Below are 22,752 nucleotides of genomic sequence, written 5' to 3' on the forward strand. Positions count from 1 at the left end.
GAAGGGGCGGCCCGAGGGCCGCCCCTTCGCGTCACGTCCGGTTCCTCTAGCCCAGCGCGGACTTCACCGCGTCGGCCAGCCGGCCCGCCACCGACCGCGCCTGCTCGATGTCCGCCGCCTCGACCATGACCCGCACCAACGGCTCGGTCCCCGACGGACGCAGCAGTACCCGACCGGTGCTGCCCAGCTCCCGCTCGGACTCCGCGACGGCGGTCGCCAGCTCCGCGGAGGTCGTCACCCGCGACTTGTCCACGTCCGGCACGTTGATCAGCACCTGCGGCAGCCGCTCCATCACGGACGCGAGGTCTTGGAGGGTACGGCCGGTCTGCGCGACCCGCGCAGCCAGCATCAGCCCGGTCAGCGTGCCGTCGCCGGTGGTGGCGTGGTCGAGGATGATGACGTGCCCGGACTGCTCGCCCCCGAGGGCGTAGCCGTTGGCCTTCATCTCCTCCAGGACGTACCGGTCGCCGACGCCGGTCTGCACGAACCGGATGCCCTCGCGCTCCATGGCGAGCTTGAAGCCCAGGTTGGACATGACGGTCGCCACGACGGTGTCGGAGCGCAGCGCCTCGCGCTCGCGCATCGCCAGCGCGAGCACGGCCAGGATCTGGTCGCCGTCCACCTCCGCGCCGGTGTGGTCCACGGCCAGGCAGCGGTCGGCGTCGCCGTCGTGCGCGATGCCCAGGGCGGCGCCGTGCTCGACGACGGCGGCCTTGAGCAGGTCGAGGTGGGTCGAGCCGCAGCCGTCGTTGATGTTGAGGCCGTCCGGCACGGCACCGATGGTGACGACCTCGGCCCCGGCCCGCGCGAACGCCTCGGGCGAGACCCGGTGGGCCGCGCCGTGCGCCTCGTCGAGGACGATCTTCAGCCCGTCGAGGCGGTTCGGCAGGACGCCGACCAGGTGGGCGACGTACTGGTCGAGCCCCTCGTCGTAGTCCCGCACCCGCCCCACGCCGCCGCCGGTCGGGCGCTCCCAGGGGGCGCCCGTGCGGTGCTCGGCGTAGACGGACTCGATGCGGTCCTCCAGCTCGTCGGCGAGCTTGTGGCCGCCGCGGGCGAAGAACTTGATGCCGTTGTCGGGCATCGCGTTGTGGCTCGCGGAGAGCATGACGCCGAGATCGGCGCCGAGCGCTCCGGTGAGGTGGGCCACCGCGGGCGTCGGCAGCACGCCGACCCGCAGCACGTCCACACCGGCGCTGGCGAGACCGGCGACCACGGCGGCCTCCAGGAACTCCCCGGAGGCGCGCGGGTCACGGCCGACCACGGCCGTCGGCCGGTGTCCGGCGAAGGTGCCCGCCTCGGCCAGCACGTGCGCCGCGGCGACGGAGAGCCCGAGCGCCAGCTCGGCCGTCAGATCCGCGTTGGCGACACCGCGCACGCCGTCCGTGCCGAAGAGTCGTCCCACTTGTCCTCCTGAGGAAACGTCAATTCCGGGAGCCGGCCGCAAGTGCGGCTCACACGGGGTCGGCTCCCGTGGCCACGGCCGCGCTTCGCGACGCACCGCCCGACCATCCGATCACACAAGCCTTAGAGCGCCTGAACGTCTGAACGTCTGAACGTCTTGTGCCGTTATACGCCCAACGACGGGGATAAACGAACGCCCCGGCAGCACAGTGGCGTGCCGCCGGGGCGTTCGGAGTACAGGCAGCGAAGCTTAGCGCTTGCTGTACTGCGGAGCCTTGCGGGCCTTCTTCAGACCGGCCTTCTTCCGCTCGACCGCACGGTCGTCGCGGCGCAGGAAGCCGGCCTTCTTGAGGGCGCCGCGGTTGTTGTCCACGTCGGCCTCGTTCAGGGCGCGGGCGACACCGAGACGGAGCGCACCGGCCTGGCCGGAGACGCCGCCACCCGCGATGCGGGCGATGATGTCGTAACGGCCTTCCAGCTCGAGCACCTTGAAGGGCTCGTTGACTTCCTGCTGGTGCACCTTGTTCGGGAAGTAGTCCTCAAGGGTGCGGCCGTTGATCTTCCACTTGCCGGTGCCCGGGACGATCCGGACACGGGCGATGGCGTTCTTGCGACGGCCCAGGCCGGCGGCCGGCTGGGGCTCGCCGAAGGCGGAGGCCATGGACTCCGAGGTGTACTCGCCCTCGACGGGCACCTCGGACTCGGTGGTGTAGCTGTCGATGTCGATCTCTTCGAGCGGCTGCTCGGCAGTGGTCTCGGCCACGATGCTCCTCAGATTCTGTTCAGTCTTAGGGGGTGGCCGGAACTACTGCGCGACCTGGGTGATCTCGAACGGCTGCGGCTGCTGCGCGCCGTGCGGGTGCTGGTCACCCTTGTAGACCTTCAGCTTCGAGAGCATCTGACGGCCCAGGGAGTTCTTCGGGAGCATGCCCTTGATGGCCTTCTCGACGGCCTTCTCCGGGTTCTTGTCCAGCAGCTCGTCATAGCGCACGGAGCGCAGGCCGCCCGGGTACCCGGAGTGGCGGTACGCCATCTTCTGGGTCCGCTTGTTGCCGGAGAGGTGCACCTTGTCGGCGTTGATGATGATGACGAAGTCACCGGTGTCGACGTGGGGCGCGTAGATCGGCTTGTGCTTGCCGCGCAGGATGGAGGCCGCAGTGGTGGCCAGACGACCCAGGACGACGTCCTGAGCGTCGATGACGTGCCACTGGCGGGTCACATCGCCGGGCTTGGGGCTGTACGTACGCACGGTTCGTAGCCTTCGCTTCTTCAGTGAGTGGTCCTGACATTGGTCACCGAAGACGATCACGACAGCCCTGACCGCACTGCGGTGACGCATACCGCGTGCTGGTCGCTGGTCATCGGTCCCGGTGGACCGGTGTAAGGGCCCCTCACGTGAGAATGAGCAAGCCAATACACATACGACTGTGCAGAATACCCGGGGTCCCACGGCCGGGTCAAAACGGAGCCGCGGGGGCCCGTACGGGCACCGGCGCCCGTCCGGTGACCGCGTGATCGTCGCCGTCCACCGTACCGGCCCCGTCCCGCCGGGCGACCGCCACCGCCAGCACGCACAGCGTGAACGCGTCCTTGAAGGCCCGCCGCTGCCCCGACTCCAGCCACGGCCAGGTCAGCCCCGGCAACTGGGGCACCAGGGCGATCCAGAACCAGGGCCCCCGGGCCACCGCACCGGCGTACGGCAGCCCGGCGAGCAGCAGCGGCAGGACGACCAGCAGGTAGTGGTCGTAGGAGGGCCGGGAGACGAGGAACGCCGAGAGCATCAGGCCCGCGGCGGTCTCGGCGAGCCGCGCCGGTCCGGGATCGGCGCGGCGCCAGCGGGCGTACGCGCACAGCACCCCCGCACCGGCGGCGACCACCGCCGCGCCCTGGGCGAGCGCCCCGGGCACCCCGAGCCGGGGCAGCACGGCGGCCGGGGAGGCCTCGTAGAGCCGTACGAAGCCGTCGTCGCCGTGGAGCAGGAAGGGCAGGGTGCGGGTGAGGAAGCCCGCCGGGTCGGGCATCAGCAACGCGGCGGCACCGCAGGCGAGCGCGGGCACCGCCCCGGCCGCCCCCAGCGCCCGCCACCGCCCGGCGAACAGCAGGAGCAGGCACACGGGCGCGAGCAGCGGCTTGAGCGCCACCGCGGCACCGATGACCGCGCCCGCCGCCGTCCACCGGCCGCGCCCGGCCAGCAGCAGGGCCAGCGGCAGGGCCACCGCCGCCGTCACGGTCCAGTTGCCGAGGCGCACCAGGTGCCCGAAGGGAGCGAAGCCCACCGCGAGCCCGGTCAGCCCGAGGACCGCGAACCGGCTGCGCAGGGGTACCCGGTGCAGCCGCAGCGCGGCGGCCCAGGCCAGCGCCAGCAGGACCGTCACCGCGCACGGCGCCAGCACCCGCAGCATGCCCGGGGGCAGCAGCGCCTGCGGGGCGGCGGCGAGCACCGCGCTCGGGAAGTAGAGGAAGTGGGGATCGTCGTACGGGGAGCCACCGGCCAGCCAGGTGCGGGCGGCCCGCACGACGATCGCGTTGTCCATCCCGCCGTCCGGGGTCACGCGCGCCGTGTGCGCCACGGTGACCGCCAGCACCGTCCCGAGCACCGCCCACAGGTGCCCGCTCGCCGGTCGTACCAACCACCCGGAGATGTCGTTTTTGCCCGTCCGCATGGACGGAACGCTAGGCGCTGCAAGGCGCCAGGAGCCGCACCAGCACGCCACGCGGCCCGTCTAAGATGCGGCCCATGAGCTTTGGGCAGGGGGGACCTCAGTCGCAGTGGGATCCCTGGAAACCGCAATCGCAGCAGCCGCAGCAGCAGCCCTGGAAGAGTGGCGACGGCGACAACTCCCCGGACTGGGCGGCCCTCGCCGAGGCCTCCGAGGCCCGCGCCAAGCGGCGCCGGCTGCTCTTCATCGGCGGCGGCGCGCTGGCCACCGTGGTGATCGCCGGTGCCGTCGCCGTGGCGGTGGTCTCGGCCAACGGCTCGGGGCAGGCCTCGGACAGCCCCTCCTCGCAGCTCCCGGCGACGGCCGACATACCCAGCGCGACGGACGCGACCCCGTCCTTCGCCCCGACCAGCGCCCCGCCGCCGCTCGACCCCAAGGACTTCATCGCCAGCGCGAAGAAGGACAAGGCCCCGCTCGGCCCTGACCTGCTCTTCTCGGGCACGCAGCTGACCATGGGCGAGACGGTCTACAAGAAGGGCCCGACGGCCGACACCCGCACCTGCGGCTCCGCGGCCCAGAAGACGCTGCCGAAGGTGCTGGCCGACAACGACTGCACCCGCCTGATGCGCGTCACCTACACCGTGGGCGACACCGCGGTGACGGTCGGCGTCGCCGTCTTCGACACCGAGGCCAAGGCCCTCGCGGCCAAGCGGCAGGCCGACAAGAAGAGCATCGTCCGCTCCCTGTCCGGCGGCGGGGTGAAGTCCTTCTGCACCGGCGCCGTCTGCCGCTCCACCACCAACTCCTACGGCCGCTACGCCTACTTCACCCTCGCCGGCTTCACCAACGGCAAGGACGTGACGGAGAAGACCACGGAGGTCTTCCGCGCCGGCGACGACCTGGCCGAGTTCACCTTCCGCCAGATCCACCGGCGCGGCGAGACGCAGGCCTCGGCGGCGGCCGCGGGCTGACCCACCGGGGCCGGCCCACGACGCCGGCCCCCGGGGCACCCCCCCGCCCGGTCAGCAGCAGCCGGCCCCGGGCAGGGAGCGCCGGTTGCGCGCCTCCTTGTTCCGGGCCGCCAGCAGCTCGTCCGCCGGGTAGCCGACCTCCTCCAGCGTCAGCCCGTGCGGCCGTACGACGTGCACGGCCGAGTCCCGTACGCCGGCGGCGAGCACCTTCGCCGGCCAGTCGGGCGCGCGGTGGCCGTCGCCGACGAAGAGCAGCGCCCCGATGAGGGAGCGCACCATGTTGTGACAGAAGGCGTCGGCCCGCACGGTGGCCGTGACGATCCCGTCCTCCCCGCGCACCAGGCTCAGCTCCTGGAGGGTGCGGATGGTGGTGGCTCCCTCCCGCTTCTTGCAGTAGGCGGCGAAGTCGTGCTCCCCCAGCAGCCCGCGGGCGGCCTCGTTCATGGCGTCCACGTCGAGCGGCCAGTCGTGCCACAGGACGTGCCCGCGCAGCAGCGGGTCGACGCCGCCGGGATTGTCGGTGACCCGGTAGGCGTAGCGCCGCCAGACGGCGGAGAAACGGGCGTTGAAGCCGGCGGGCGCCTCCCGGAGGGCCCACACCCGCACGTCCCTGGGCAGCCGCCCGGCGAGCCGCTTGAGCAGCTTCTCGTGGTGCTCGGCCCACACCGCGTGCGGCAGGTCGACGTGTGCGACCTGACCGCGCGCGTGCACGCCCGCGTCGGTCCGCCCCGCCACCGTCAGCTCGTACGTCTCCCGCGACCGCGTCACGGTCCGCAGCGCGTCCTCGATCTCGCCCTGGACGGTCCGCCGCCCGCCGGCCTGCTTGGCCCACCCGGAGAATTCGGTCCCGTCGTAGGACAGGTCCAGCCGCACCCGGACGTGCCCGGCCTCTACTTCGTCACTCACCCGGAGATCCTCTCAGCAACGCGAAAGCGGGCCCGCCCCTCGAAAGGGACGGGCCCGCGGCAGAACGCTTACGCGTCCTTCGACTCCTCGGCGGCGTCGTCGGCCTTGGTCGTGTCGACCTTGGTCTCGGCGGCCTCGGTGGTCTCGGCGTCCTTGGCGGCACGCTTGGTGGCGGCCTCGGCCTCACCGGTGGCCTGCTGCGCCACGGTCAGCGCCTCGACCAGCTCGATGACGGCCATGGGCGCGTTGTCACCGCGGCGGTTGCCGACCTTGGTGATCCGGGTGTAGCCACCGGGACGGTTCTCGTAGCGCGGGCCGATCTCGGTGAAGAGCGTGTGGACGATGCTCTTGTCCGTGATCACCTGGAGCACCTGACGGCGGTTGTGAAGGTCGCCCTTCTTCGCCTTGGTGACCAGACGCTCGGCGTACGGACGCAGCTTGCGCGCCTTGGCCTCGGTGGTCTTGATCTTGCCGTGCTCGAAGAGCGACTTCGCGAGGTTCGCGAGGAGCAGCTTCTCGTGCGCGGCGCTGCCGCCCATACGGGCACCCTTGCTGGGCTTCGGCATGGTGTTTCTCCTAGGTGTCTGCCCCGGCCGTATCAGGTACCGGAGTCAGTGTCCGAGCGGGCGATCGCCCGTCGGAGATCCGGACGGGGCCCCGAAGGGGCCCGTTCGGAAGGGGCGCGGGGAACTGCGCGACCAGCCACAGCGCACCCGCACCCGAGTACGGACCGAACGGTCCGAGTTCTCAGTACTGCTCGGTCTCCACGAACCCGGCGTCCGCGTCGTCGTCGGCGCCGAAGGCGTCCGCGGCGGCGGTCGGGTCGAAGCCGGGAGGCGAGTCCTTCAGCGCCAGGCCCATGCCCGCGAGCTTGGCCTTGACCTCGTCGATCGACTTCGCACCGAAGTTGCGGATGTCGAGCAGGTCCGCCTCGGAACGGGCCACGAGCTCACCCACGGAGTGGATGCCCTCGCGCTTGAGGCAGTTGTACGACCGGACGGTGAGCTCCAGCTCCTCGATCGGCAGCGCCAGATCGGCGGCGAGCGCGGCGTCCGTCGGGGACGGACCCATGTCGATGCCCTCGGCGTCGATGTTCAGCTCGCGGGCGAGACCGAACAGCTCGACCAGGGTCTTGCCGGCCGACGCCATGGCGTCGCGCGGACGCATGGCCTGCTTCGTCTCGACGTCGACGATCAGCTTGTCGAAGTCGGTCCGCTGCTCGACACGCGTGGCCTCGACCTTGTACGTGACCTTCAGGACCGGCGAGTAGATCGAGTCGACCGGGATGCGCCCGATCTCCTGACCGACCTGCTTGTTCTGGACGGCGGAGACATAGCCGCGACCGCGCTCGACGGTCAGCTCCATCTCCAGCTTGCCCTTGCCGTTGAGCGTGGCGAGGACGAGGTCGGGGTTGTGCACCTCGACACCGGCCGGGGGCGCGATGTCGGCGGCGGTGACCAGACCCGGGCCCTGCTTGCGCAGGTACATCACGACCGGCTCGTCGTGCTCCGAGGAGACGACCAGCTGCTTGATGTTGAGGATCAGGTCGGTGACGTCCTCCTTGACGCCCGGCACGGTGGTGAACTCGTGCAGGACACCGTCGATGCGGATGCTGGTGACAGCAGCGCCGGGGATCGACGAGAGGAGGGTGCGGCGGAGAGAGTTGCCGAGGGTGTAGCCGAAGCCCGGCTCCAGCGGCTCGATGACGAACCGGGAGCGGAACTCGTCGACGACCTCTTCGGTCAACGAGGGACGCTGAGCGATCAGCATGTGGTGTTCCTTCAGTCAGGGGCGCCCGCTATTTGACGCCCGACCAGTACTGCAAGGGTACGGGCGATACGGCCCTGAGGAGCCGTACCGCCCGGAAACCCTGGTGAAGCGAGATCAGACGCGTCGGGAGTGACGCGACGGATCAGACGCGACGACGCTTCGGCGGACGGCAGCCGTTGTGCGGCGTCGGGGTGACGTCCTGGATCGAGCCGACCTCGAGGCCGGTCGCCTGGAGCGAACGGATGGCGGTCTCACGACCGGAACCCGGGCCCTTGACGAAGACGTCGACCTTGCGCATGCCGTGCTCCTGCGCGCGACGGGCAGCCGACTCGGCGGCCATCTGCGCGGCGAACGGCGTGGACTTCCGGGAGCCCTTGAAGCCGACGTGGCCGGCGGAGGCCCAGGAGATCACGTTGCCGGTCGGGTCCGTGATGGACACGATCGTGTTGTTGAACGTGCTCTTGATGTGCGCGTGGCCGTGAGCGACGTTCTTCTTTTCCTTGCGGCGCACCTTCTTGGCAGCGCCCTGACGACCCTTGGGGGGCATGTCGTTCTCCTACGGGAGGTGGTCGGTCCTACAGCGAAGACCGCTGATGAGCGTCCGCTGAGGACTACTTCTTGCCCGGCTTCTTCTTGCCGGCGATCGCGCGACGCGGACCCTTGCGGGTACGGGCGTTCGTGCTGGTGCGCTGACCGCGCACGGGCAGGCCACGACGGTGACGCAGACCCTGGTACGTGCCGATCTCGACCTTGCGGCGGATGTCGGCCTGGACCTCGCGACGGAGGTCACCCTCGGTCTTGATGTTGTTGTCCACGTACTCGCGGATCGCGACGAGCTGCTCCTCGGAGAGGTCGCGGACGCGGGTGTTCGGGTCGACGCCGGTCGCGGCCAGCGTCTGCTGCGAGAGCGTCCGGCCGATGCCGAACACGTAGGTGAGGGCGATCTCCACGCGCTTTTCGCGCGGGATGTCGACACCGGAAACGCGTGCCATTCAATGGCTCCTGGTGATCTTCGGAGGTCTTCCACAGGACCGGCTCCCCGTCCGCCGTACTAGGTACGGACAAGGTCCCCGGCCTCCGAACCGGGGGTGTCGGGCACCGCGTGCCCGGGTCCTGCGTATGAACAATTCAGCTCGCGTCGCGCGAATCCCTGCGAGAAAGATGCAGAGGGTTCGGTCGGTCGAACGTCAGCCCTGGCGCTGCTTGTGGCGCGGGTTGTCGCAGATGACCATGACCCGACCGTGACGGCGGATCACCCTGCACTTGTCGCAGATCTTCTTGACGCTCGGCTTGACCTTCATGGGTGTGAGGTTCTCCGGGTCAGTTGCCGGCGGGCCCGCGCGAGAGCCGCGCGGGACGTGGGCAAGATCTACTTGTACCGGTAGACGATCCGGCCACGCGTCAGGTCGTACGGAGACAGCTCCACCACGACCCGGTCGTCAGGGAGGATGCGGATGTAGTGCATACGCATCTTGCCGCTGATGTGTGCCAGGACCTGGTGGCCGTTCTGGAGCTCCACCTTGAACATGGCGTTCGGAAGAGACTCGACGACAGTGCCTTCGATCTCGATGGCACCTTGCTTCTTGGCCACGCTTCGCCCTTCGAATCGACTACCTTGATCGACCCCCGTACGCCGTACGAGCGCATGCAGACATGCGGGTGCACGAGAGCCGACGCGTCAGTCTACGTCAGTACACCCGGAAAGGCGAAACGGGGAAGTCTGCCCCGCGAGGGTGATCGTCATGCCAGCGGGTCCGGAGCCGCCGTGACGCCCAGCTCGGCCAGTTTCGCCCTGCCACCGTCCGGCGAGGTCAGGACCAACGGGCCCTGCTCGGTCAGGGCCACGGAGTCCTCCCAGTGCGAGGACCAGGTGCCGTCGGTCGTGATGACCGTCCACTCGACCGATCCCCCACGCCCCCCTCGCGGGCTCGGCGCCGGGGGCGCCTCACAGGCTTCGAGCGGCTGCGCCGGCCTCCGACCGGCGGACGGACTCAGGGTCGTCGTCATGCCAGCGGGTCCGGAGCCGCCGTGACGCCCAGCTCGGCCAGTTTCGCCCTGCCGCCGTCCGGCGAGGTCAGGACCAACGGGCCCTGCTCGGTCAGGGCCACGGAGTGCTCCCAGTGCGAGGACCAGGTGCCGTCGGTCGTGATGACCGTCCACTCGTCCTCCAGCACCTCCGTGCGCGGGGTGCCGAGGGAGACCATCGGCTCGATGGCCAGGCAGAAGCCGGGGACCAGCTTGGGGCCCTTGCCGCGCCGGCGGTCGACGTAGTTCAGCAGGTGCGGGTCCATGTGCATCTCGGTGCCGATGCCGTGGCCGCCGTAGTCCTCGATGATCCCGTACTTGCCGCCGCCGGGCTTGGGCTGGCGGCGGATGTACGTCTCGATCGCCCGGGAGACGTCCACGAGCCGGTTGCCCTGCTTCATCGCCGCGATGCCCGCCCACATCGACTCCTCGGTCACCCGGGAGAGCTCGACCAGCTCCGGGGAGTGACCGGAGCCCACGAAGGCCGTGTAGGCCGCGTCGCCGTGCCAGCCGTCGATGATCGCGCCGCAGTCGATGGAGATGACGTCGCCGTCCTTGAGGACCACGTCGTCGGAGGGGATGCCGTGGACGACGACCTCGTTCACGGACGTGCAGATGGTCGCCGGGAAGCCGCCGTACCCGAGGAAGTTCGGCTTGGCGTCGTGCTCGCTGAGCACCTTGCGGGCGACCTGGTCCAGGTCCTTGGTGGTGGCGCCGGGCACGGCGGCCTCGCGCGTGGCCGCGTGGATGGCGGCGACGACCAGCCCCGCCTCACGCATCTTGGCGATCTGCTCGGGGCTCTTGATCTGCACCATGGGGGCTGCGGCCTTTCTGGACCTGGGGAGGGCGGGGAACGCTTCCAACGATACGGGGCGGTGACCACCCCGTCCCACAGCTCAGCCGCGGCCCTCGGACGAGGGACCGCGGCTGAGCCGTGAGGAAGAACTACTTGTCGCGCTTGAGCGCCTCCAGCGCACGGCCGGTGACCTCGTCCACCGGGCCCATGGCCGAGATGGTGACGACCAGACCCTGTGCCTTGTAGTAGTCGATGATCGGCTCGGTCTGCGTGTGGTAGACCTCGAGCCGCTTGCGCACCGTCTCCTCGGAGTCGTCGTCGCGCTGGTACAGCTCGCCGCCGCAGACGTCGCAGACGTCGTCCCGCTTCGACGGGGTGTACGTCACGTGGAAGACGTGCGCCGAGTTGTTGCGGCAGACGCGCCGGCCGGCGATCCGCTTGACGACCTCGTCCTCCGGGGCCTCCAGGTCCAGCACCGCGTCGAGCGTCATGTCCTCGGTCTCGAGCAGCTCGTCCAGCGCCTCGGCCTGGGAGACGTTGCGCGGGAAACCGTCCAGCAGGAAGCCGCCCTCGGCGTCGGGCTGCTCCATCCGGTCCTTCGCCATGGCGATGGTGACCTCGTCCGGGACGAGGTTGCCGGCGTCCATGTAGGACTTGGCGAGCTTGCCCAGCTCGGTCTGCTGGCTGATGTTCGCGCGGAACAGGTCACCCGTGGAGATGTGCGGGATGTGCAGCGTCTCGGCAAGGCGGGTGGCCTGCGTTCCCTTTCCAGCACCCGGCGGCCCGACGAGGACGATTCGCATCAGCGGAGGAACCCTTCGTAATTGCGCTGCTGGAGCTGGCTCTCGATCTGCTTCACCGTTTCAAGACCCACACCCACGATGATCAGGATGCTGGTCCCGCCGAACGGGAAGTTCTGGTTTGCCCCGAAACCGGCCAACGCCATTGTCGGTACGAGAGAGATCAGGCCCAGATACAGCGAACCCGGCCAGGTGATCCGGTTGAGTACGTAGCTCAGATACTCAGCGGTCGGTCGGCCAGCCCGGATGCCCGGGATGAACCCACCATACTTCTTCATGTTGTCCGCGACTTCCTCGGGGTTGAACGAGATCGCCACGTAGAAGAAGGCGAAGAAAACGATCAACAGGAAGTACAGAACGACGTGCGGCGCCGCCTCCGGATCCGCCAGGTTCTTCTGGATCCAGGTGGCCCAGCCCGCGGTCGAGCCGGAGAACTGGACGATCAGGGCCGGGATGTAGAGCAGCGACGAGGCGAAGATGACGGGGATGATGCCCGCCTGGTTCACCTTGAGCGGGATGTACGTCGACGTGCCGCCGTAGGAACGACGGCCGATCATGCGCTTCGCGTACTGCACCGGGATGCGACGCTGCGCCTGCTCGACGAACACGACCAGGCCGACCATCACGAAGCCGACGAGCATCACCGTGCCGAACTCGATCCAGCCGTCGGCCAGGGTGCCCTCCTGCTTGATGGCCCACAGGGCGGAGGGGAAGGTCGCGGCGATCGAGATGAACATCAGGATCGACATGCCGTTGCCGACACCGCGGTCCGTGATCAGCTCGCCGAGCCACATGACGGTGGCGGTACCGGCGGTCATGGTGATCACCATGACGACGGTGGTGAAGATCGCCTGGTCGGGCACGATCTGACCGGCGACGGTGCAGCCGGAGAACAGGGCACCGCTGCGGGCGGTGGCCACCAGGCCGGTGCCCTGGAGGATGGCGAGCGCGATGGTCAGGTAGCGCGTGTACTGCGTGATCTTCGCCGTGCCCGCCTGGCCCTCCTTCTTCAGGGCCTCCAGGCGCGGGATGACCACGGTCAGCAGCTGCAGAATGATGCTCGCCGTGATGTACGGCATGATGCCGAGCGCGAAGACCGTGATCTGCAGCAGGGCGCCGCCGCTGAACATGTTCACCAGGCCGAAGATGCCCTGGTTGCCGGACGCCTGGTCCACGCACTCCTGGACGCTCTTGTAGTCGACGCCTGGGATGGGGATGTGGGTACCGAGCCGGTACACCACGATGATGCCGAGCGTGAAGAGCAGCTTCTTGCGCAGGTCGGGCGTCTTGAACGCCCGGGCGAACGCGGTGAGCACGGTGCCTCCTGCGACCCCCGCGCTACTGCGTCAAGGGTGACGGTCTTGAGGATTCGACTGACGACTAAGTAAGTAACGGTCAACTGCCGCCCAGGGTGCCCCATGTGACGCACCCGTGAAAGAGGGCAGCGCAGGCCACCTTACCGGCGGGAGTACTTTCCTTGGAACGACCAACCGGGGATACCCCTTTTGTGGGGCATCCCCGGTCGGGATCGCTCATGTCATCGAGACGCCTGAAAGGTTCAGACGAGCTCGGTGACGGTACCGCCGGCGGCGGTGATCTTCTCCTTGGCGGAGCCGGAGACGGCGTCGACCGTCACCTGCAGCGCCACGGAGATCTCGCCCTGGCCGAGGACCTTGACGAGGCTGTTCTTGCGAACGGCACCCTTGGCCACCAGGCCCTCGACGGTGACCTCGCCACCCTCGGGGTACAGCGCGGCCAGCTTGTCGAGGTTCACGACCTGGAACTCGGTCTTGAACGGGTTCTTGAAGCCCTTCAGCTTCGGGAGACGCATGTGGAGGGGCATCTGGCCACCCTCGAAGCGCTCCGGAACCTGGTAACGGGCCTTGGTGCCCTTGGTACCACGACCGGCCGTCTTACCCTTCGACGCCTCACCACGACCCACACGGGTCTTGGCGGTCTTGGCGCCCGGGGCGGGACGGAGGTTGTGGATCTTGAGCGGGTTCTGCTCACCCATGATCAGTCGACCTCCTCGACCGTCACGAGGTGGCGGACGGTGTGCACCATGCCGCGGAACTCGGGGCGGTCCTCCTTGACGACCTGCGTGTTGATGCCCTTGAGACCAAGGGAACGCAGGGTGTCACGGTGGTTCTGCTTGCTGCCGATGTAGGACTTGACCTGCGTAATCTTGAGCTGCGCCATGATTACGCACCCGCCCCGGCACGCGCACGGAGAAGAGCCGCGGGGGCGACGTCCTCGAGGGGCAGACCACGGCGGGCCGCGATCTCCTCGGGACGCTGCAGGCCCTTGAGGGCCTCCACGGTCGCGTGCACGATGTTGATCTGGTTGTCGGAGCCGAGCGACTTCGACAGCACGTCGTGGATACCGGCGCACTCGAGCACGGCGCGCACCGGGCCACCGGCGATCACGCCGGTACCGGGGGACGCGGGCTTGAGCAGCACGACGCCGGCAGCCTTCTCACCCTGGATGGGGTGCGGGATGGTGCCCTGGATGCGGGGGACCTTGAAGAAGTGCTTCTTGGCCTCCTCAACACCCTTGGCGATGGCGGCCGGCACCTCCTTGGCCTTGCCGTATCCGACACCCACGGTGCCGTCACCGTCGCCCACCACGACCAGCGCGGTGAAGCTGAAGCGACGACCACCCTTCACAACCTTGGCAACGCGGTTGATCGCGACGACGCGCTCAACGTAAGCGGTCTTCTCGGCGGCAGCTGCGCCGCCGTCACGGCCCTTCCGGTCCCGCCGCTCGCCGCCACCGGCACCGCCACCGCGGCGCTGGGGTCCAGCCATTGGAATTACCTCTCTCTGTTTCCGCTAGCGATACGGAACCGGCTCAGAACTTCAGTCCGGCTTCGCGGGCGGCGTCCGCCAGGGCGGCGATGCGCCCGGCGTACTGGTTACCACCACGGTCGAACACGACGGCCTCGACACCGGCGGCCTTGGCGCGCTCGGCGACCAGGGCACCGACCTGCTTGGCCTGCGCCGACTTGTCCGCCTCGCCACCACGGATCGAGGTGTCCAGGGTGGACGCCGACGCAAGGGTGTGACCCTTGAGGTCGTCGATCACCTGGGCCACGATGTGGCGGTTCGAGCGGGTAACGACCAGACGGGGACGCTCCGCCGTACCCGAGAGATTCTTGCGAATCCGGATGTGACGGCGCTTGATCGCGGCGCGCTTGTAGGCGTCGCCCTTGAGGATCTTCTGTCCGTATGCCATGGCTTACTTACCCGCCTTTCCGACCTTGCGGCGGATGACTTCGCCCTCGTACTTGACGCCCTTGGCCTTGTACGGGTCGGGCTTGCGCAGCTTGCGGATGTTGGCCGCAACCTCGCCGACCTTCTGCTTGTCGATGCCCTCGACCGAGAAACGGGTCGGGGACTCCACCTTGAAGGTGATGCCCTCGGGGGCCTCGACCAGGATCGGGTGGCTGTAGCCGAGGGAGAACTCCAGGTTCGAACCCTTGGCGAGCACGCGGTAACCGACACCGCTGATCTCGAGCTTCTTCACGTAACCCTGGGTCACGCCGGTGATCATGTTCGCCACCAGCGTGCGGGACAGGCCGTGCAGGGCCTTGCTCTGACGCTCGTCGTTGGGGCGGGTGACGCTCAGCACGCCGTCCTCACCCTTGGCGATGTCGATCGGCGCCACGACGGTGTGAGTCAGCGAACCCTTGGGGCCCTTGACCGAGACCGTACGGCCGTCGATGGTGACGTCCACGCCGGCGGGAACCGCGATGGGGAGCTTGCCGATGCGCGACATAGCTGTTTCCTCCGTTCCCTTCCGCTACCAGACGTAGGCGAGGACTTCTCCGCCTACGCCCTTCTTGCCGGCCTGCTTGTCGGTGAGGAGCCCGTGGGACGTGGAGATGATCGCCACGCCGAGGCCACCCAGCACCTTGGGCAGGTTGGTGGACTTCGCGTACACCCGGAGACCGGGCTTGGAGATCCGCTTGATGCCCGCGATGGAGCGCTCACGGTTCGGGCCGAACTTCAGCTCGAGGACGAGGTTCTTGCCGACCTCGGCGTCCTCGGTCTTCCAGCCCGTGATGAAGCCCTCCTGCTGGAGGATCTCCGCGATGTGAGACTTGATCTTGGACGCCGGCATCGTCACGGAGTCGTGGTACGCCGAGTTCGCGTTCCGCAGACGCGTAAGCATGTCTGCGATCGGATCAGTCATGGTCATGAATTGGCCTTCGGCCTCTCTCGCCGGGGTTTCCTGGTGCGCCATCCCTCTCCCCGATCCGAGACGGGACGGGTGCGGCGCGGTGGACCTACGGCGTAGTAAGTCGTACGGGCGGCAGACGCCCAACCCCACAAGCCTAAGGCATGCGGAGCCGGGCCCCTGCCGACCCAGATGCTTACCGAGAGTCTGAATAACCCGGAATTACCGGATTACCAGGAGCTCTTGGTCACGCCCGGCAGCTCGCCACGGTGAGCCATCTCACGAAGGCACACGCGGCAGAGGCCGAACTTGCGGTAGACGGAGTGCGGACGGCCGCAGCGCTGGCAGCGCGTGTAGCCGCGGACACCGAACTTGGGCTTGCGAGCAGCCTTGGCAATCAGAGCCTTCTTCGCCATCTCGCTCACGCCTCCTTGAAGGGGAAGCCGAGGTGACGAAGGAGCGCGCGGCCCTCAGCGTCGTTGGTCGCCGTGGTCACCACGGTGATGTCCATACCCCGGGTGCGGTCGATCTTGTCCTGGTCGATCTCGTGGAACATGACCTGCTCGGTGAGACCGAAGGTGTAGTTGCCACGGCCGTCGAACTGCTTGGGGGACAGACCGCGGAAGTCGCGGATGCGCGGCAGCGCGAGCGACAGGGTGCGGTCCAGGAACTCCCACATGCGGTCGCCACGGAGCGTGACGTGGGCACCGATCGGCTGGCCCTCACGCAGCTTGAACTGCGCGATGGACTTGCGGGCCTTGGTGACGGCCGGCTTCTGGCCGGTGATCGTGGTGAGGTCCTTGATGGCACCCTCGATCAGCTTGGAGTCGCGGGCGGCGTCGCCCACACCCATGTTGACCACGATCTTGACGAGGCCGGGGACCTGCATGACGTTCTCGTAGGAGAACTCCTCACGCAGCTTGCCCGAGATCTCCTCGCGGTACTTCGTCTTGAGACGCGGAGTGGTGGTGGTAGCCATCAGATGTCCTCACCCGTCCGCTTGGCAACGCGAACCTTGTTGCCCTCGTCGTCGAAGCGGTAACCGACGCGCGTGACGACCTTGTTGCCGTCCTTCTCCACGACCAGCTGGACGTTGGAGACGTGGATCGGGGCCTCGGTGGTCACGATGCCGCCGGCCTGCGAACCGCGAGCGGTCGGCCCGGCCTTGGTGTGCTTCTTGACCCGGTTGACACCCTCGACCAGGACGCGGTCCTCGCGGGGGAAGGCCGCGATGACCTTGCCCTGCTTGCCCTTGTCCTTACCGGTGATGACCTGGACCAGGTCGCCCTTCTTGATCTTCATGCTCACAGCACCTCCGGCGCGAGGGAGATGATCTTCATGAACTTCTTCTCGCGCAGCTCACGGCCGACGGGGCCGAAGATACGGGTGCCGCGGGGGTCGCCGTCGTTCTTCAGAATGACGGCGGCGTTCTCGTCGAAGCGGATGTACGAGCCGTCCGGACGGCGGCGCTCCTTGACGGTGCGAACGATGACCGCCTTGACGACGTCACCCTTCTTCACGTTGCCACCGGGGATCGCGTCCTTGACGGTGGCGACGATGACGTCACCGATACCCGCGTAGCGGCGGCCCGAGCCACCGAGCACACGGATGCAGAGGACTTCCTTCGCACCCGTGTTGTCGGCGACACGAAGCCGCGACTCCTGCTGGATCACGTCTATCTCCTGATTGTCTGCCGGTTCCCCGGGAGCCGCTCAGCGAGCGGCTCCCGGAGCCTGGCGGAACTGACCTGCGGGGTAATGCCGCAGGAAATTACTTGGCCTTCTCGAGGACCTCGACGACGCGCCAGCGCTTCGTCGCGGACAGCGGCCGGGTCTCCATGAGGAGGACGCGGTCGCCGACACCCGCGGCGTTCTGCTCGTCGTGGGCCTTGAGCTTGCTGGTACGGCGGATGACCTTGCCGTACAGCGCGTGCTTGACGCGGTCCTCGACGGCGACGACGACGGTCTTGTCCATCTTGTCGCTGACGACAAGACCCTCGCGGGTCTTGCGGAAGCCGCGTGCTTCGGTGTTGTTCTCAGTCACGTTGCTCTCGCTCATCAGGCGCTCTCCACCGTCTCGATGCCCAGCTCGCGCTCACGCATCAGGGTGTAGATCCGCGCGATGTCCTTGCGGACGGCCTTGAGCCGACCGTGGTTCTCGAGCTGACCCGTCGCCGCCTGGAAGCGGAGGTTGAACAGCTCTTCCTTGGCTTCGCGGAGCTTCGCCAGAAGCTCCTCGTCACCCAGTTCGCGCAGCTCGGACGCCTTGGTACCGGCCGACATCACGCTTCACCTGCCTCGCGCTTGACGATCCGGCACTTCATCGGCAGCTTGTGGGCCGCACGAGTCAGCGCCTCACGGGCGATCTTCTCGTTGGGGTAGGACAGCTCGAACATGACCCGGCCCGGGTGCACGTTCGCGATCCACCACTCGGGGGAACCCTTACCGGAACCCATGCGGGTCTCGGCGGGCTTCTTCGTGAGCGGGCGGTCCGGGTAGATGTTGATCCAGACCTTGCCGCCACGCTTGATGTGGCGGGTCATCGCGATACGGGCCGCCTCGATCTGGCGGTTGGTCACGTACGCCGGCGTGAGGGCCTGGATGCCGTACTCGCCGAACGCGACCGTCGTACCGCCCTTGGCCTGACCACGGCGCTTCGGGTGGTGCTGCTTGCGGTGCTTGACCCTACGGGGGATCAGCATGTCGGTCAGGCCTCCGTTCCGGTGCTCTCAGCCGGAGCGGCAGCGGCGGCGGGAGCGTCGGCCTTGGGGGCCTCGGCAGCCGGCGCGGACTGCTGCTGCGGCTTGCGACCGCGACCGCCACGCTCGCCACCGCGGCCACCACGGGCCGGGCGGTCGTTGCCACCACGGGCCGGGCGGTTGCCGGCGCGGGCAGCGGCGTTCTCGGCGCGGACCTCGGCGATGTTCTTGACGTCGCCCTTGTAGATCCAGACCTTCACACCGATGCGGCCGAAGGTCGTCTTGGCCTCGAAGAAGCCGTAGTCCACGTTCGCGCGGAGCGTGTGCAGGGGCACACGGCCCTCGCGGTAGAACTCCGAGCGGGACATCTCGGCGCCACCGAGGCGGCCACCGCACTGGATCTTGATGCCCTTGGCGCCGGCCTTCATGGTGCCCTGCATGCTCTTGCGCATGGCACGACGGAAGGAGACGCGGGAGGAGAGCTGCTCGGCGACGGCCTGGGCCACCAGCTGAGCGTCCGTCTCCGGGCTCTTGACCTCGAGGATGTTCAGCTGGACCTGCTTGCCGGTCAGCTTCTCCAGGTCACCGCGGATGCGGTCGGCCTCGGCGCCGCGGCGGCCGATGACGATGCCGGGACGGGCGGTGTGGATGTCCACCCGCACACGGTCACGGGTGCGCTCGATCTCGACCTTGGAGATGCCGGCGCGCTCCATGCCGGACGTCATCATCCGACGGATGGCGACGTCTTCCTTGACGTAGTCCTTGTACAGCTTGTCGGCGTACCAACGCGACTTGAAGTCGGTGGTGATGCCGAGCCGGAACCCGTGCGGGTTTACCTTCTGGCCCATTACCGGGTTCCTTCCTTGCTGCTGACGACCACGGTGATGTGGCTGGTCCGCTTGCGGATCCGGTAGGCGCGGCCCTGGGCGCGCGGCCGGAACCGCTTCAGGGTCGGGCCCTCGTCGACGTAGGCCTCGGAAATGAAGAGGCTGTCGGCGTCGGTGTGGTCGTAGTTGTGCGCGGCGTTGGCGATGGCGCTGTCCAGCACCTTGCCGACCGGCACGCTCGCGGCCTGCGGGGCGAAACGCAGGACCGCCTGAGCCTCCGTGGCATCCATGCCACGGATGAGGTCCACCACGCGGCGGGCCTTCATGGGCGTGACGCGGATGTACCGCGCCTGGGCCCTGGCTTCCATGGTTGTCCCTTCAGTGTTTGTCATGATCTTTCACACCCCGCTGACTAGCGGCGCTTCGACTTCCGGTCGTCCTTGACGTGACCCCGGAAGGTGCGCGTCGGCGAGAACTCGCCGAGCTTGTGGCCGACCATGGACTCGGTGACAAACACCGGGATGTGGGTCTTGCCGTTGTGCACCGCGATCGTGTGGCCGAGCATCGCCGGGACGATCATCGAGCGACGGGACCAGGTCTTGATGACGTTCTTGGTACCGGCTTCGTTCTGCGTGTCCACCTTCTTGATCAGGTGGTCGTCGACGAAGGGTCCCTTCTTCAAGCTACGAGGCATCTCAACCCGTCCTTAGCGCTTCTTGTTCGTCTTGCGGCGGCGGACGATGTACTTGTTCGACGCCTTCTTGGGCGAACGAGTACGGCCTTCCTTCTTGCCCCAGGGGGACACCGGGTGGCGACCACCCGAGGTACGGCCTTCGCCACCACCGTGCGGGTGGTCCACCGGGTTCATGACCACACCACGCACGGTCGGGCGAACGCCCAGCCAGCGCTTACGGCCCGCCTTGCCCCAGTTGATGTTGCTCTGCTCGGCGTTGCCGACCTCGCCGACGGTGGCGCGGCAGCGCACGTCGACCAGGCGGATCTCTCCGGACGGCATGCGCAGGTGGGCCATCGAGCCCTCCTTCGCGAGCAGCTGCACGGAGGCACCGGCGGAACGGGCGAACTTGGCGCCGCCACCGGGTCGGAGCTCGATCGCGTGGATCGTGGTACCGACCGGGATGTTGCGGAGCGCCAGGTTGTTGCCCGGCTTGATGTCGGCCCCGGGACCGTTCTCGACGCGGTCACCCTGCTGCAGGTTGCGCGGGGCGAGGATGTAGCGCTTCTCGCCGTCCGCGTAGTGCAGCAGCGCGATGCGCGCGGTGCGGTTGGGGTCGTACTCGATGTGCGCGACCTTCGCCGGCACGCCGTCCTTGTCGTGGCGACGGAAGTCGATCACACGATAGGCGCGCTTGTGGCCACCGCCCTGGTGGCGGACGGTCACACGACCGGAGTTGTTACGGCCACCCTTGCTGTGCAGGGGGCGGACCAACGACTTCTCCGGCGTGGACCGCGTGACCTCGACGAAGTCGGCGACGCTGGAGCCACGACGGCCCGGCGTAGTCGGCTTGTACTTGCGGATTCCCATTTCTCAGTCCTCGTCCGATTCCGGACGATCCGGACCTCCGTCAGGAGGTCGGACCGCCGAAGATGTCGATACGGTCGCCCTCGGCAAGGGTCACGATCGCGCGCTTGCTGTCGGCACGCTTGCCGAAGCCCGTGCGGGTCCGCTTGCGCTTGCCCTGGCGGTTGATCGTGTTGACCCCGGTGACCTTGACCGAGAAGACCGCCTGGACGGCCTCCTTGATCTGGGTCTTGTTGGAGCCCGGCGCGACGATGAACGTGTACTTGTTCTCGTCGAGGAGCGCGTAGCTCTTCTCGGACACGACCGGCTTCAGCAGCACGTCACGGGGGTCCGTGAACGCCTTGCTGGCCGGGGTGACGACGGTGTTCTTGCCCTCGGCCTCGTGGCGACGCGCCTTGGCGACGCGCGCGGCCTTGGCGGCCTTGGCCGCCTTGGAGGCGATGCTCGGGTGACGCGTAGCCATCAGGCCTCGCTCCCTTCGGTGTCAGCAGCCTTGGGGCCGGACACGAAGGACTCGAAAGCGGCCTGGGTGAAGACCACGTCGTCCGAGACGAGAACGTCGTACGTGTTCAGCTGGCCCGGCTCCAGAATGTGGATCTGGGGCAGGTTGCGGGCGGACAGCCACGCGGCCTCGTCGGAGCGGTCGGCGACCAGGAGCAGGTTCTTGCGCTCCGAGATCTTGCCGAACAGCGTCCGGGCGGCCTTCGTCGACGGGCTGTCGCCCTCGATGACGCCGGAGACGACGTGGATGCGGTTGTGGCGGGCCCGGTCGGTGAGGGCGTGGCGCAGGGCCGCGGCCTTCATCTTCTTCGGGGTCCGCTGCGAGTAGTCACGCGGCTGCGGGCCGTGGACGACGCCACCGCCGGCGAACTGCGGCGCACGGGTCGAACCCTGGCGGGCGCGGCCGGTGCCCTTCTGGCGGTACGGCTTCTTGCCGCCACCGCGGACCTCGCCGCGACGCTTGGTCTTGTGCGTGCCCTGGCGGGCAGCGGCGTTCTGCGCGACGACGACCTGGTGGATCAGCGGGATGCTGATCTTCTCCACGCCGAAGATCTCCGCGGGGAGCTCGACGCTACCGGTCTTCTCGCCGGCAGGCGAAAGGATGTCAACAGTGCTCATCGGTTACCTCAGGCCCCCTTGGCCGCAGTGCGGACCAGGACGAGGCCGCCGTTCGGACCAGGAACCGCGCCCTTGATGAGGAGCAGGCCCTTCTCCGCGTCAACGGCGTGAACGGTCAGGTTCTGGGTGGTGACCCGCTCGTTGCCCATGCGACCCGCCATGCGCATGCCCTTGAAGACACGGCCGGGGGTGGCACAGCCACCGATGGATCCGGGCATGCGGTGCACACGGTGGGCACCGTGCGACGCCTTGCCACCCTTGAAGTTGTGGCGCTTCATGACGCCGGCGAAGCCCTTGCCCTTGCTCTTCGCGGTGACGTCGACCTTCACGCCGGACTCGAAGGTCTCAGCGGTGATCTCCTGGCCGAGGGTGTACTCGCTGGCACCAGCGGTACGGATCTCGACGAGGTGACGACGGGGGGTGACGTCGGCCTTGGCGAAGTGGCCCTTGAGGGGCTTGTTCACCTTGCGCGGGTCGATCTCGCCGAAGGCGATCTGGACCGACTCGTAGCCGTCGACGTCGTTCGTGCGGACCTGGGTGACGACGTTGGGGCCGGCCTTGACGACGGTGACCGGAACAACACGGTTGTTCTCGTCCCACACCTGCGTCATGCCGAGCTTCTCGCCCAGGATGCCCTTGATCTGCTTGGTCATCTTCAGATCACCGCCCTCAGAGCTTGATCTCGATGTCGACACCGGCCGGGAGGTCGAGTCGCATCAGAGAGTCAACGGTCTTGGGGGTCGGGTCGAGGATGTCGATCAGGCGCTTGTGCGTGCGCATCTCGAAGTGCTCGCGCGAGTCCTTGTACTTGTGCGGCGACTTGATGACGCAGTACACGTTCTTCTCAGTGGGCAGCGGCACCGGGCCTGCGACCGACGCACCAGTGCGAGTCACCGTCTCGACGATCTTCTTCGCCGAAGAGTCGATGACCTCGTGGTCGTAGGCCTTGAGCCGGATGCGGATCTTCTGTCCCGCCATGGCTACTCAGTAGTCCTGTCTCTCGTAACGCTCTGGACCCGGTGGCCCCTGGTACTCCCTCCCCCTCCGACCCACGCGG

36 protein-coding genes and 1 pseudogene are annotated in these 22,752 nt (G+C 68.1%); 1 reads left to right on the forward strand and 36 read right to left on the reverse strand.

The features are described 5' to 3' along the window. Positions 1-46: 46 nt before the first annotated feature. The 4 genes from glmM to ACZ6EG_RS14530 form a co-directional block, all read right to left on the reverse strand. Positions 47-1,405, reverse strand: coding sequence for a phosphoglucosamine mutase (gene glmM / locus ACZ6EG_RS14515; protein ID WP_384694914.1), 1,359 nt, complete (start codon positions 1,403-1,405; stop codon positions 47-49). Between the two features lie 249 nt (positions 1,406-1,654). Continuing rightward, positions 1,655-2,167, reverse strand: coding sequence for a 30S ribosomal protein S9 (rpsI, locus tag ACZ6EG_RS14520; protein ID WP_052839842.1), 513 nt, complete (start codon positions 2,165-2,167; stop codon positions 1,655-1,657). Positions 2,168-2,209: 42 nt separating this feature from the next. Beyond that, complete coding sequence (gene rplM / locus ACZ6EG_RS14525; protein WP_003974239.1) at positions 2,210-2,653, reverse strand: 50S ribosomal protein L13; 444 nt, start codon at positions 2,651-2,653, stop codon at positions 2,210-2,212. 208 nt (positions 2,654-2,861) lie between these two features. Next, positions 2,862-4,067: a glycosyltransferase 87 family protein gene (locus ACZ6EG_RS14530; RefSeq protein WP_391969947.1), complete on the reverse strand. Its 1,206-nt coding sequence runs from the start codon at positions 4,065-4,067 to the stop codon at positions 2,862-2,864. A gap of 74 nt (positions 4,068-4,141) precedes the next feature. Between ACZ6EG_RS14530 and ACZ6EG_RS14535 the strand changes: the two genes are divergently transcribed. Beyond that, positions 4,142-5,035 (forward strand): hypothetical protein, encoded by an 894-nt coding sequence (locus ACZ6EG_RS14535; protein WP_391969948.1) that lies wholly within the window; start codon positions 4,142-4,144, stop codon positions 5,033-5,035. A 51-nt stretch (positions 5,036-5,086) separates the two neighbouring features. On the opposite strand, the gene truA is transcribed toward ACZ6EG_RS14535, so the two are convergent. The 32 genes and pseudogenes from truA to rpsJ all read right to left on the reverse strand — a co-directional run bounded on the left by truA (position 5,087) and on the right by rpsJ (position 22,673). Continuing rightward, positions 5,087-5,941 carry a tRNA pseudouridine(38-40) synthase TruA gene (gene truA / locus ACZ6EG_RS14540; protein ID WP_391969949.1) on the reverse strand — a complete coding sequence of 285 codons (855 nt, stop codon included), beginning with the start codon at positions 5,939-5,941 and terminating at the stop codon, positions 5,087-5,089. Between the two features lie 68 nt (positions 5,942-6,009). Continuing rightward, the gene (rplQ, locus tag ACZ6EG_RS14545) at positions 6,010-6,507 is read right to left on the reverse strand and encodes a 50S ribosomal protein L17 (RefSeq protein WP_053135645.1); all 498 of its coding nucleotides are present in this window, start codon (positions 6,505-6,507) and stop codon (positions 6,010-6,012) included. Between the two features lie 181 nt (positions 6,508-6,688). Next, a complete protein-coding gene (locus ACZ6EG_RS14550; protein ID WP_003966937.1) occupies positions 6,689-7,711 on the reverse strand; it encodes a DNA-directed RNA polymerase subunit alpha in 1,023 nt (340 codons plus the stop codon). A 142-nt stretch (positions 7,712-7,853) separates the two neighbouring features. Then, on the reverse strand, positions 7,854-8,258 hold the full coding sequence (gene rpsK / locus ACZ6EG_RS14555) for a 30S ribosomal protein S11 (RefSeq protein WP_003948617.1): 405 nt from the start codon (positions 8,256-8,258) through the stop codon (positions 7,854-7,856). A gap of 64 nt (positions 8,259-8,322) precedes the next feature. Then, on the reverse strand, positions 8,323-8,703 hold the full coding sequence (gene rpsM / locus ACZ6EG_RS14560) for a 30S ribosomal protein S13 (protein ID WP_003974244.1): 381 nt from the start codon (positions 8,701-8,703) through the stop codon (positions 8,323-8,325). Between the two features lie 195 nt (positions 8,704-8,898). Next, positions 8,899-9,012: a 50S ribosomal protein L36 gene (gene rpmJ, locus ACZ6EG_RS14565; RefSeq protein ID WP_003974245.1), complete on the reverse strand. Its 114-nt coding sequence runs from the start codon at positions 9,010-9,012 to the stop codon at positions 8,899-8,901. A 68-nt stretch (positions 9,013-9,080) separates the two neighbouring features. Beyond that, entirely contained in the window at positions 9,081-9,302 is a 222-nt protein-coding gene (gene infA / locus ACZ6EG_RS14570; RefSeq protein ID WP_003948620.1) for a translation initiation factor IF-1, read from the reverse strand. A 149-nt stretch (positions 9,303-9,451) separates the two neighbouring features. Next, positions 9,452-9,616 (reverse strand): annotated as a pseudogene (locus ACZ6EG_RS14575) (type I methionyl aminopeptidase); the annotation flags it as partial. A gap of 98 nt (positions 9,617-9,714) precedes the next feature. Beyond that, complete coding sequence (gene map / locus ACZ6EG_RS14580) at positions 9,715-10,551, reverse strand: type I methionyl aminopeptidase (RefSeq protein WP_391969950.1); 837 nt, start codon at positions 10,549-10,551, stop codon at positions 9,715-9,717. Positions 10,552-10,681: 130 nt separating this feature from the next. Next, on the reverse strand, positions 10,682-11,335 hold the full coding sequence (locus tag ACZ6EG_RS14585; protein ID WP_356601759.1) for an adenylate kinase: 654 nt from the start codon (positions 11,333-11,335) through the stop codon (positions 10,682-10,684). After that, a complete protein-coding gene (gene secY / locus ACZ6EG_RS14590; protein WP_356601757.1) occupies positions 11,335-12,648 on the reverse strand; it encodes a preprotein translocase subunit SecY in 1,314 nt (437 codons plus the stop codon). Before secY ends, ACZ6EG_RS14585 begins: the two co-directional genes overlap by 1 nt. A 242-nt stretch (positions 12,649-12,890) precedes the next feature. Then, on the reverse strand, positions 12,891-13,346 hold the full coding sequence (gene rplO, locus ACZ6EG_RS14595) for a 50S ribosomal protein L15 (RefSeq protein ID WP_043381011.1): 456 nt from the start codon (positions 13,344-13,346) through the stop codon (positions 12,891-12,893). A gap of 2 nt (positions 13,347-13,348) precedes the next feature. Then, entirely contained in the window at positions 13,349-13,531 is a 183-nt protein-coding gene (gene rpmD / locus ACZ6EG_RS14600) for a 50S ribosomal protein L30 (protein WP_003974250.1), read from the reverse strand. 2 nt (positions 13,532-13,533) lie between these two features. Beyond that, positions 13,534-14,139, reverse strand: a complete 606-nt coding sequence (gene rpsE, locus ACZ6EG_RS14605) for a 30S ribosomal protein S5 (protein WP_004927232.1) — start codon at positions 14,137-14,139, stop codon at positions 13,534-13,536. A gap of 43 nt (positions 14,140-14,182) precedes the next feature. Continuing rightward, positions 14,183-14,566, reverse strand: coding sequence for a 50S ribosomal protein L18 (gene rplR, locus ACZ6EG_RS14610; protein WP_121748663.1), 384 nt, complete (start codon positions 14,564-14,566; stop codon positions 14,183-14,185). 3 nt (positions 14,567-14,569) lie between these two features. Continuing rightward, complete coding sequence (gene rplF, locus ACZ6EG_RS14615) at positions 14,570-15,109, reverse strand: 50S ribosomal protein L6 (protein WP_053135632.1); 540 nt, start codon at positions 15,107-15,109, stop codon at positions 14,570-14,572. A 24-nt stretch (positions 15,110-15,133) separates the two neighbouring features. Next, the gene (rpsH, locus tag ACZ6EG_RS14620) at positions 15,134-15,532 is read right to left on the reverse strand and encodes a 30S ribosomal protein S8 (RefSeq protein WP_026248232.1); all 399 of its coding nucleotides are present in this window, start codon (positions 15,530-15,532) and stop codon (positions 15,134-15,136) included. A gap of 209 nt (positions 15,533-15,741) precedes the next feature. Continuing rightward, the gene (locus ACZ6EG_RS14625) at positions 15,742-15,927 is read right to left on the reverse strand and encodes a type Z 30S ribosomal protein S14 (RefSeq protein WP_003948630.1); all 186 of its coding nucleotides are present in this window, start codon (positions 15,925-15,927) and stop codon (positions 15,742-15,744) included. Positions 15,928-15,932: 5 nt separating this feature from the next. Continuing rightward, the gene (gene rplE, locus ACZ6EG_RS14630) at positions 15,933-16,490 is read right to left on the reverse strand and encodes a 50S ribosomal protein L5 (protein ID WP_356601753.1); all 558 of its coding nucleotides are present in this window, start codon (positions 16,488-16,490) and stop codon (positions 15,933-15,935) included. Then, positions 16,490-16,813 (reverse strand): 50S ribosomal protein L24, encoded by a 324-nt coding sequence (gene rplX, locus ACZ6EG_RS14635; protein ID WP_003974256.1) that lies wholly within the window; start codon positions 16,811-16,813, stop codon positions 16,490-16,492. Before rplX ends, rplE begins: the two co-directional genes overlap by 1 nt. A 2-nt stretch (positions 16,814-16,815) precedes the next feature. After that, positions 16,816-17,184, reverse strand: a complete 369-nt coding sequence (gene rplN, locus ACZ6EG_RS14640; RefSeq protein WP_030831680.1) for a 50S ribosomal protein L14 — start codon at positions 17,182-17,184, stop codon at positions 16,816-16,818. 97 nt (positions 17,185-17,281) lie between these two features. Next, the gene (gene rpsQ / locus ACZ6EG_RS14645; protein WP_391969951.1) at positions 17,282-17,569 is read right to left on the reverse strand and encodes a 30S ribosomal protein S17; all 288 of its coding nucleotides are present in this window, start codon (positions 17,567-17,569) and stop codon (positions 17,282-17,284) included. Next, positions 17,569-17,793, reverse strand: coding sequence for a 50S ribosomal protein L29 (gene rpmC, locus ACZ6EG_RS14650; RefSeq protein WP_003998824.1), 225 nt, complete (start codon positions 17,791-17,793; stop codon positions 17,569-17,571). Before rpmC ends, rpsQ begins: the two co-directional genes overlap by 1 nt. Beyond that, positions 17,793-18,212, reverse strand: coding sequence for a 50S ribosomal protein L16 (gene rplP / locus ACZ6EG_RS14655; RefSeq protein WP_004927269.1), 420 nt, complete (start codon positions 18,210-18,212; stop codon positions 17,793-17,795). The genes rpmC and rplP overlap by 1 nt, the downstream gene beginning before the upstream one ends. Positions 18,213-18,217: 5 nt before the next feature. Next, positions 18,218-19,057, reverse strand: a complete 840-nt coding sequence (gene rpsC / locus ACZ6EG_RS14660; RefSeq protein ID WP_053135626.1) for a 30S ribosomal protein S3 — start codon at positions 19,055-19,057, stop codon at positions 18,218-18,220. Next, the gene (gene rplV, locus ACZ6EG_RS14665; RefSeq protein WP_003974262.1) at positions 19,057-19,404 is read right to left on the reverse strand and encodes a 50S ribosomal protein L22; all 348 of its coding nucleotides are present in this window, start codon (positions 19,402-19,404) and stop codon (positions 19,057-19,059) included. The genes rpsC and rplV overlap by 1 nt, the downstream gene beginning before the upstream one ends. Positions 19,405-19,448: 44 nt before the next feature. Next, positions 19,449-19,730 carry a 30S ribosomal protein S19 gene (gene rpsS, locus ACZ6EG_RS14670; protein WP_003974263.1) on the reverse strand — a complete coding sequence of 94 codons (282 nt, stop codon included), beginning with the start codon at positions 19,728-19,730 and terminating at the stop codon, positions 19,449-19,451. Between the two features lie 12 nt (positions 19,731-19,742). Further along, positions 19,743-20,579: a 50S ribosomal protein L2 gene (rplB, locus tag ACZ6EG_RS14675; RefSeq protein ID WP_053135624.1), complete on the reverse strand. Its 837-nt coding sequence runs from the start codon at positions 20,577-20,579 to the stop codon at positions 19,743-19,745. A gap of 40 nt (positions 20,580-20,619) precedes the next feature. After that, positions 20,620-21,039, reverse strand: a complete 420-nt coding sequence (gene rplW, locus ACZ6EG_RS14680; protein ID WP_007443985.1) for a 50S ribosomal protein L23 — start codon at positions 21,037-21,039, stop codon at positions 20,620-20,622. Further along, positions 21,039-21,695, reverse strand: coding sequence for a 50S ribosomal protein L4 (gene rplD, locus ACZ6EG_RS14685; protein ID WP_356601748.1), 657 nt, complete (start codon positions 21,693-21,695; stop codon positions 21,039-21,041). Before rplD ends, rplW begins: the two co-directional genes overlap by 1 nt. Positions 21,696-21,703: 8 nt before the next feature. Beyond that, positions 21,704-22,348, reverse strand: a complete 645-nt coding sequence (rplC, locus tag ACZ6EG_RS14690; protein WP_053135618.1) for a 50S ribosomal protein L3 — start codon at positions 22,346-22,348, stop codon at positions 21,704-21,706. A gap of 16 nt (positions 22,349-22,364) precedes the next feature. Next, the gene (gene rpsJ / locus ACZ6EG_RS14695) at positions 22,365-22,673 is read right to left on the reverse strand and encodes a 30S ribosomal protein S10 (protein WP_003948644.1); all 309 of its coding nucleotides are present in this window, start codon (positions 22,671-22,673) and stop codon (positions 22,365-22,367) included. Positions 22,674-22,752 lie beyond the last annotated feature (79 nt).

Source organism: Streptomyces sp. NPDC041968, from assembly GCF_055589025.1.

Bases quoted from the DNA above. Each gene is read 5' to 3' on its own strand.
- rplV (WP_003974262.1), bottom strand. From the start codon at position 19,404: ATGGAAGCCAGGGCCCAGGCGCGGTACATCCGCGTCACGCCCATGAAG.
- rpmJ (WP_003974245.1), bottom strand. From the start codon at position 9,012: ATGAAGGTCAAGCCGAGCGTCAAGAAGATCTGCGACAAGTGCAGGGTG.
- rpsH (WP_026248232.1), bottom strand. From the start codon at position 15,532: ATGACCATGACTGATCCGATCGCAGACATGCTTACGCGTCTGCGGAAC.
- rpsM (WP_003974244.1), bottom strand. From the start codon at position 8,703: ATGGCACGCGTTTCCGGTGTCGACATCCCGCGCGAAAAGCGCGTGGAG.
- rplQ (WP_053135645.1), bottom strand. From the start codon at position 6,507: ATGCCGAAGCCCAGCAAGGGTGCCCGTATGGGCGGCAGCGCCGCGCAC.
- rplW (WP_007443985.1), bottom strand. From the start codon at position 21,039: ATGGCTACGCGTCACCCGAGCATCGCCTCCAAGGCGGCCAAGGCCGCC.
- rpsJ (WP_003948644.1), bottom strand. From the start codon at position 22,673: ATGGCGGGACAGAAGATCCGCATCCGGCTCAAGGCCTACGACCACGAG.
- rpmC (WP_003998824.1), bottom strand. From the start codon at position 17,793: ATGTCGGCCGGTACCAAGGCGTCCGAGCTGCGCGAACTGGGTGACGAG.
- rpsE (WP_004927232.1), bottom strand. From the start codon at position 14,139: ATGGCTGGACCCCAGCGCCGCGGTGGCGGTGCCGGTGGCGGCGAGCGG.
- rpsK (WP_003948617.1), bottom strand. From the start codon at position 8,258: ATGCCCCCCAAGGGTCGTCAGGGCGCTGCCAAGAAGGTGCGCCGCAAG.
- rpsS (WP_003974263.1), bottom strand. From the start codon at position 19,730: ATGCCTCGTAGCTTGAAGAAGGGACCCTTCGTCGACGACCACCTGATC.
- ACZ6EG_RS14535 (WP_391969948.1), top strand. From the start codon at position 4,142: ATGAGCTTTGGGCAGGGGGGACCTCAGTCGCAGTGGGATCCCTGGAAA.
- ACZ6EG_RS14550 (WP_003966937.1), bottom strand. From the start codon at position 7,711: ATGCTGATCGCTCAGCGTCCCTCGTTGACCGAAGAGGTCGTCGACGAG.
- rpsQ (WP_391969951.1), bottom strand. From the start codon at position 17,569: ATGAGCGAGAGCAACGTGACTGAGAACAACACCGAAGCACGCGGCTTC.
- ACZ6EG_RS14625 (WP_003948630.1), bottom strand. From the start codon at position 15,927: ATGGCGAAGAAGGCTCTGATTGCCAAGGCTGCTCGCAAGCCCAAGTTC.
- rplB (WP_053135624.1), bottom strand. From the start codon at position 20,579: ATGGGAATCCGCAAGTACAAGCCGACTACGCCGGGCCGTCGTGGCTCC.
- map (WP_391969950.1), bottom strand. From the start codon at position 10,551: ATGGTGCAGATCAAGAGCCCCGAGCAGATCGCCAAGATGCGTGAGGCG.
- rpsC (WP_053135626.1), bottom strand. From the start codon at position 19,057: ATGGGCCAGAAGGTAAACCCGCACGGGTTCCGGCTCGGCATCACCACC.
- rpmD (WP_003974250.1), bottom strand. From the start codon at position 13,531: ATGGCGCAGCTCAAGATTACGCAGGTCAAGTCCTACATCGGCAGCAAG.
- ACZ6EG_RS14530 (WP_391969947.1), bottom strand. From the start codon at position 4,067: ATGCGGACGGGCAAAAACGACATCTCCGGGTGGTTGGTACGACCGGCG.
- rplC (WP_053135618.1), bottom strand. From the start codon at position 22,348: ATGACCAAGCAGATCAAGGGCATCCTGGGCGAGAAGCTCGGCATGACG.
- rplD (WP_356601748.1), bottom strand. From the start codon at position 21,695: ATGAGCACTGTTGACATCCTTTCGCCTGCCGGCGAGAAGACCGGTAGC.
- rplF (WP_053135632.1), bottom strand. From the start codon at position 15,109: ATGTCGCGCATCGGCAAGCTCCCCATCGCGGTTCCCGCCGGCGTGGAC.
- rplR (WP_121748663.1), bottom strand. From the start codon at position 14,566: ATGGCATACGGACAGAAGATCCTCAAGGGCGACGCCTACAAGCGCGCC.
- rplX (WP_003974256.1), bottom strand. From the start codon at position 16,813: ATGAAGATCAAGAAGGGCGACCTGGTCCAGGTCATCACCGGTAAGGAC.
- rplP (WP_004927269.1), bottom strand. From the start codon at position 18,212: ATGCTGATCCCCCGTAGGGTCAAGCACCGCAAGCAGCACCACCCGAAG.
- ACZ6EG_RS14585 (WP_356601759.1), bottom strand. From the start codon at position 11,335: ATGCGAATCGTCCTCGTCGGGCCGCCGGGTGCTGGAAAGGGAACGCAG.
- rplE (WP_356601753.1), bottom strand. From the start codon at position 16,490: ATGGCTACCACCACCACTCCGCGTCTCAAGACGAAGTACCGCGAGGAG.
- rplO (WP_043381011.1), bottom strand. From the start codon at position 13,346: ATGGGTGAGCAGAACCCGCTCAAGATCCACAACCTCCGTCCCGCCCCG.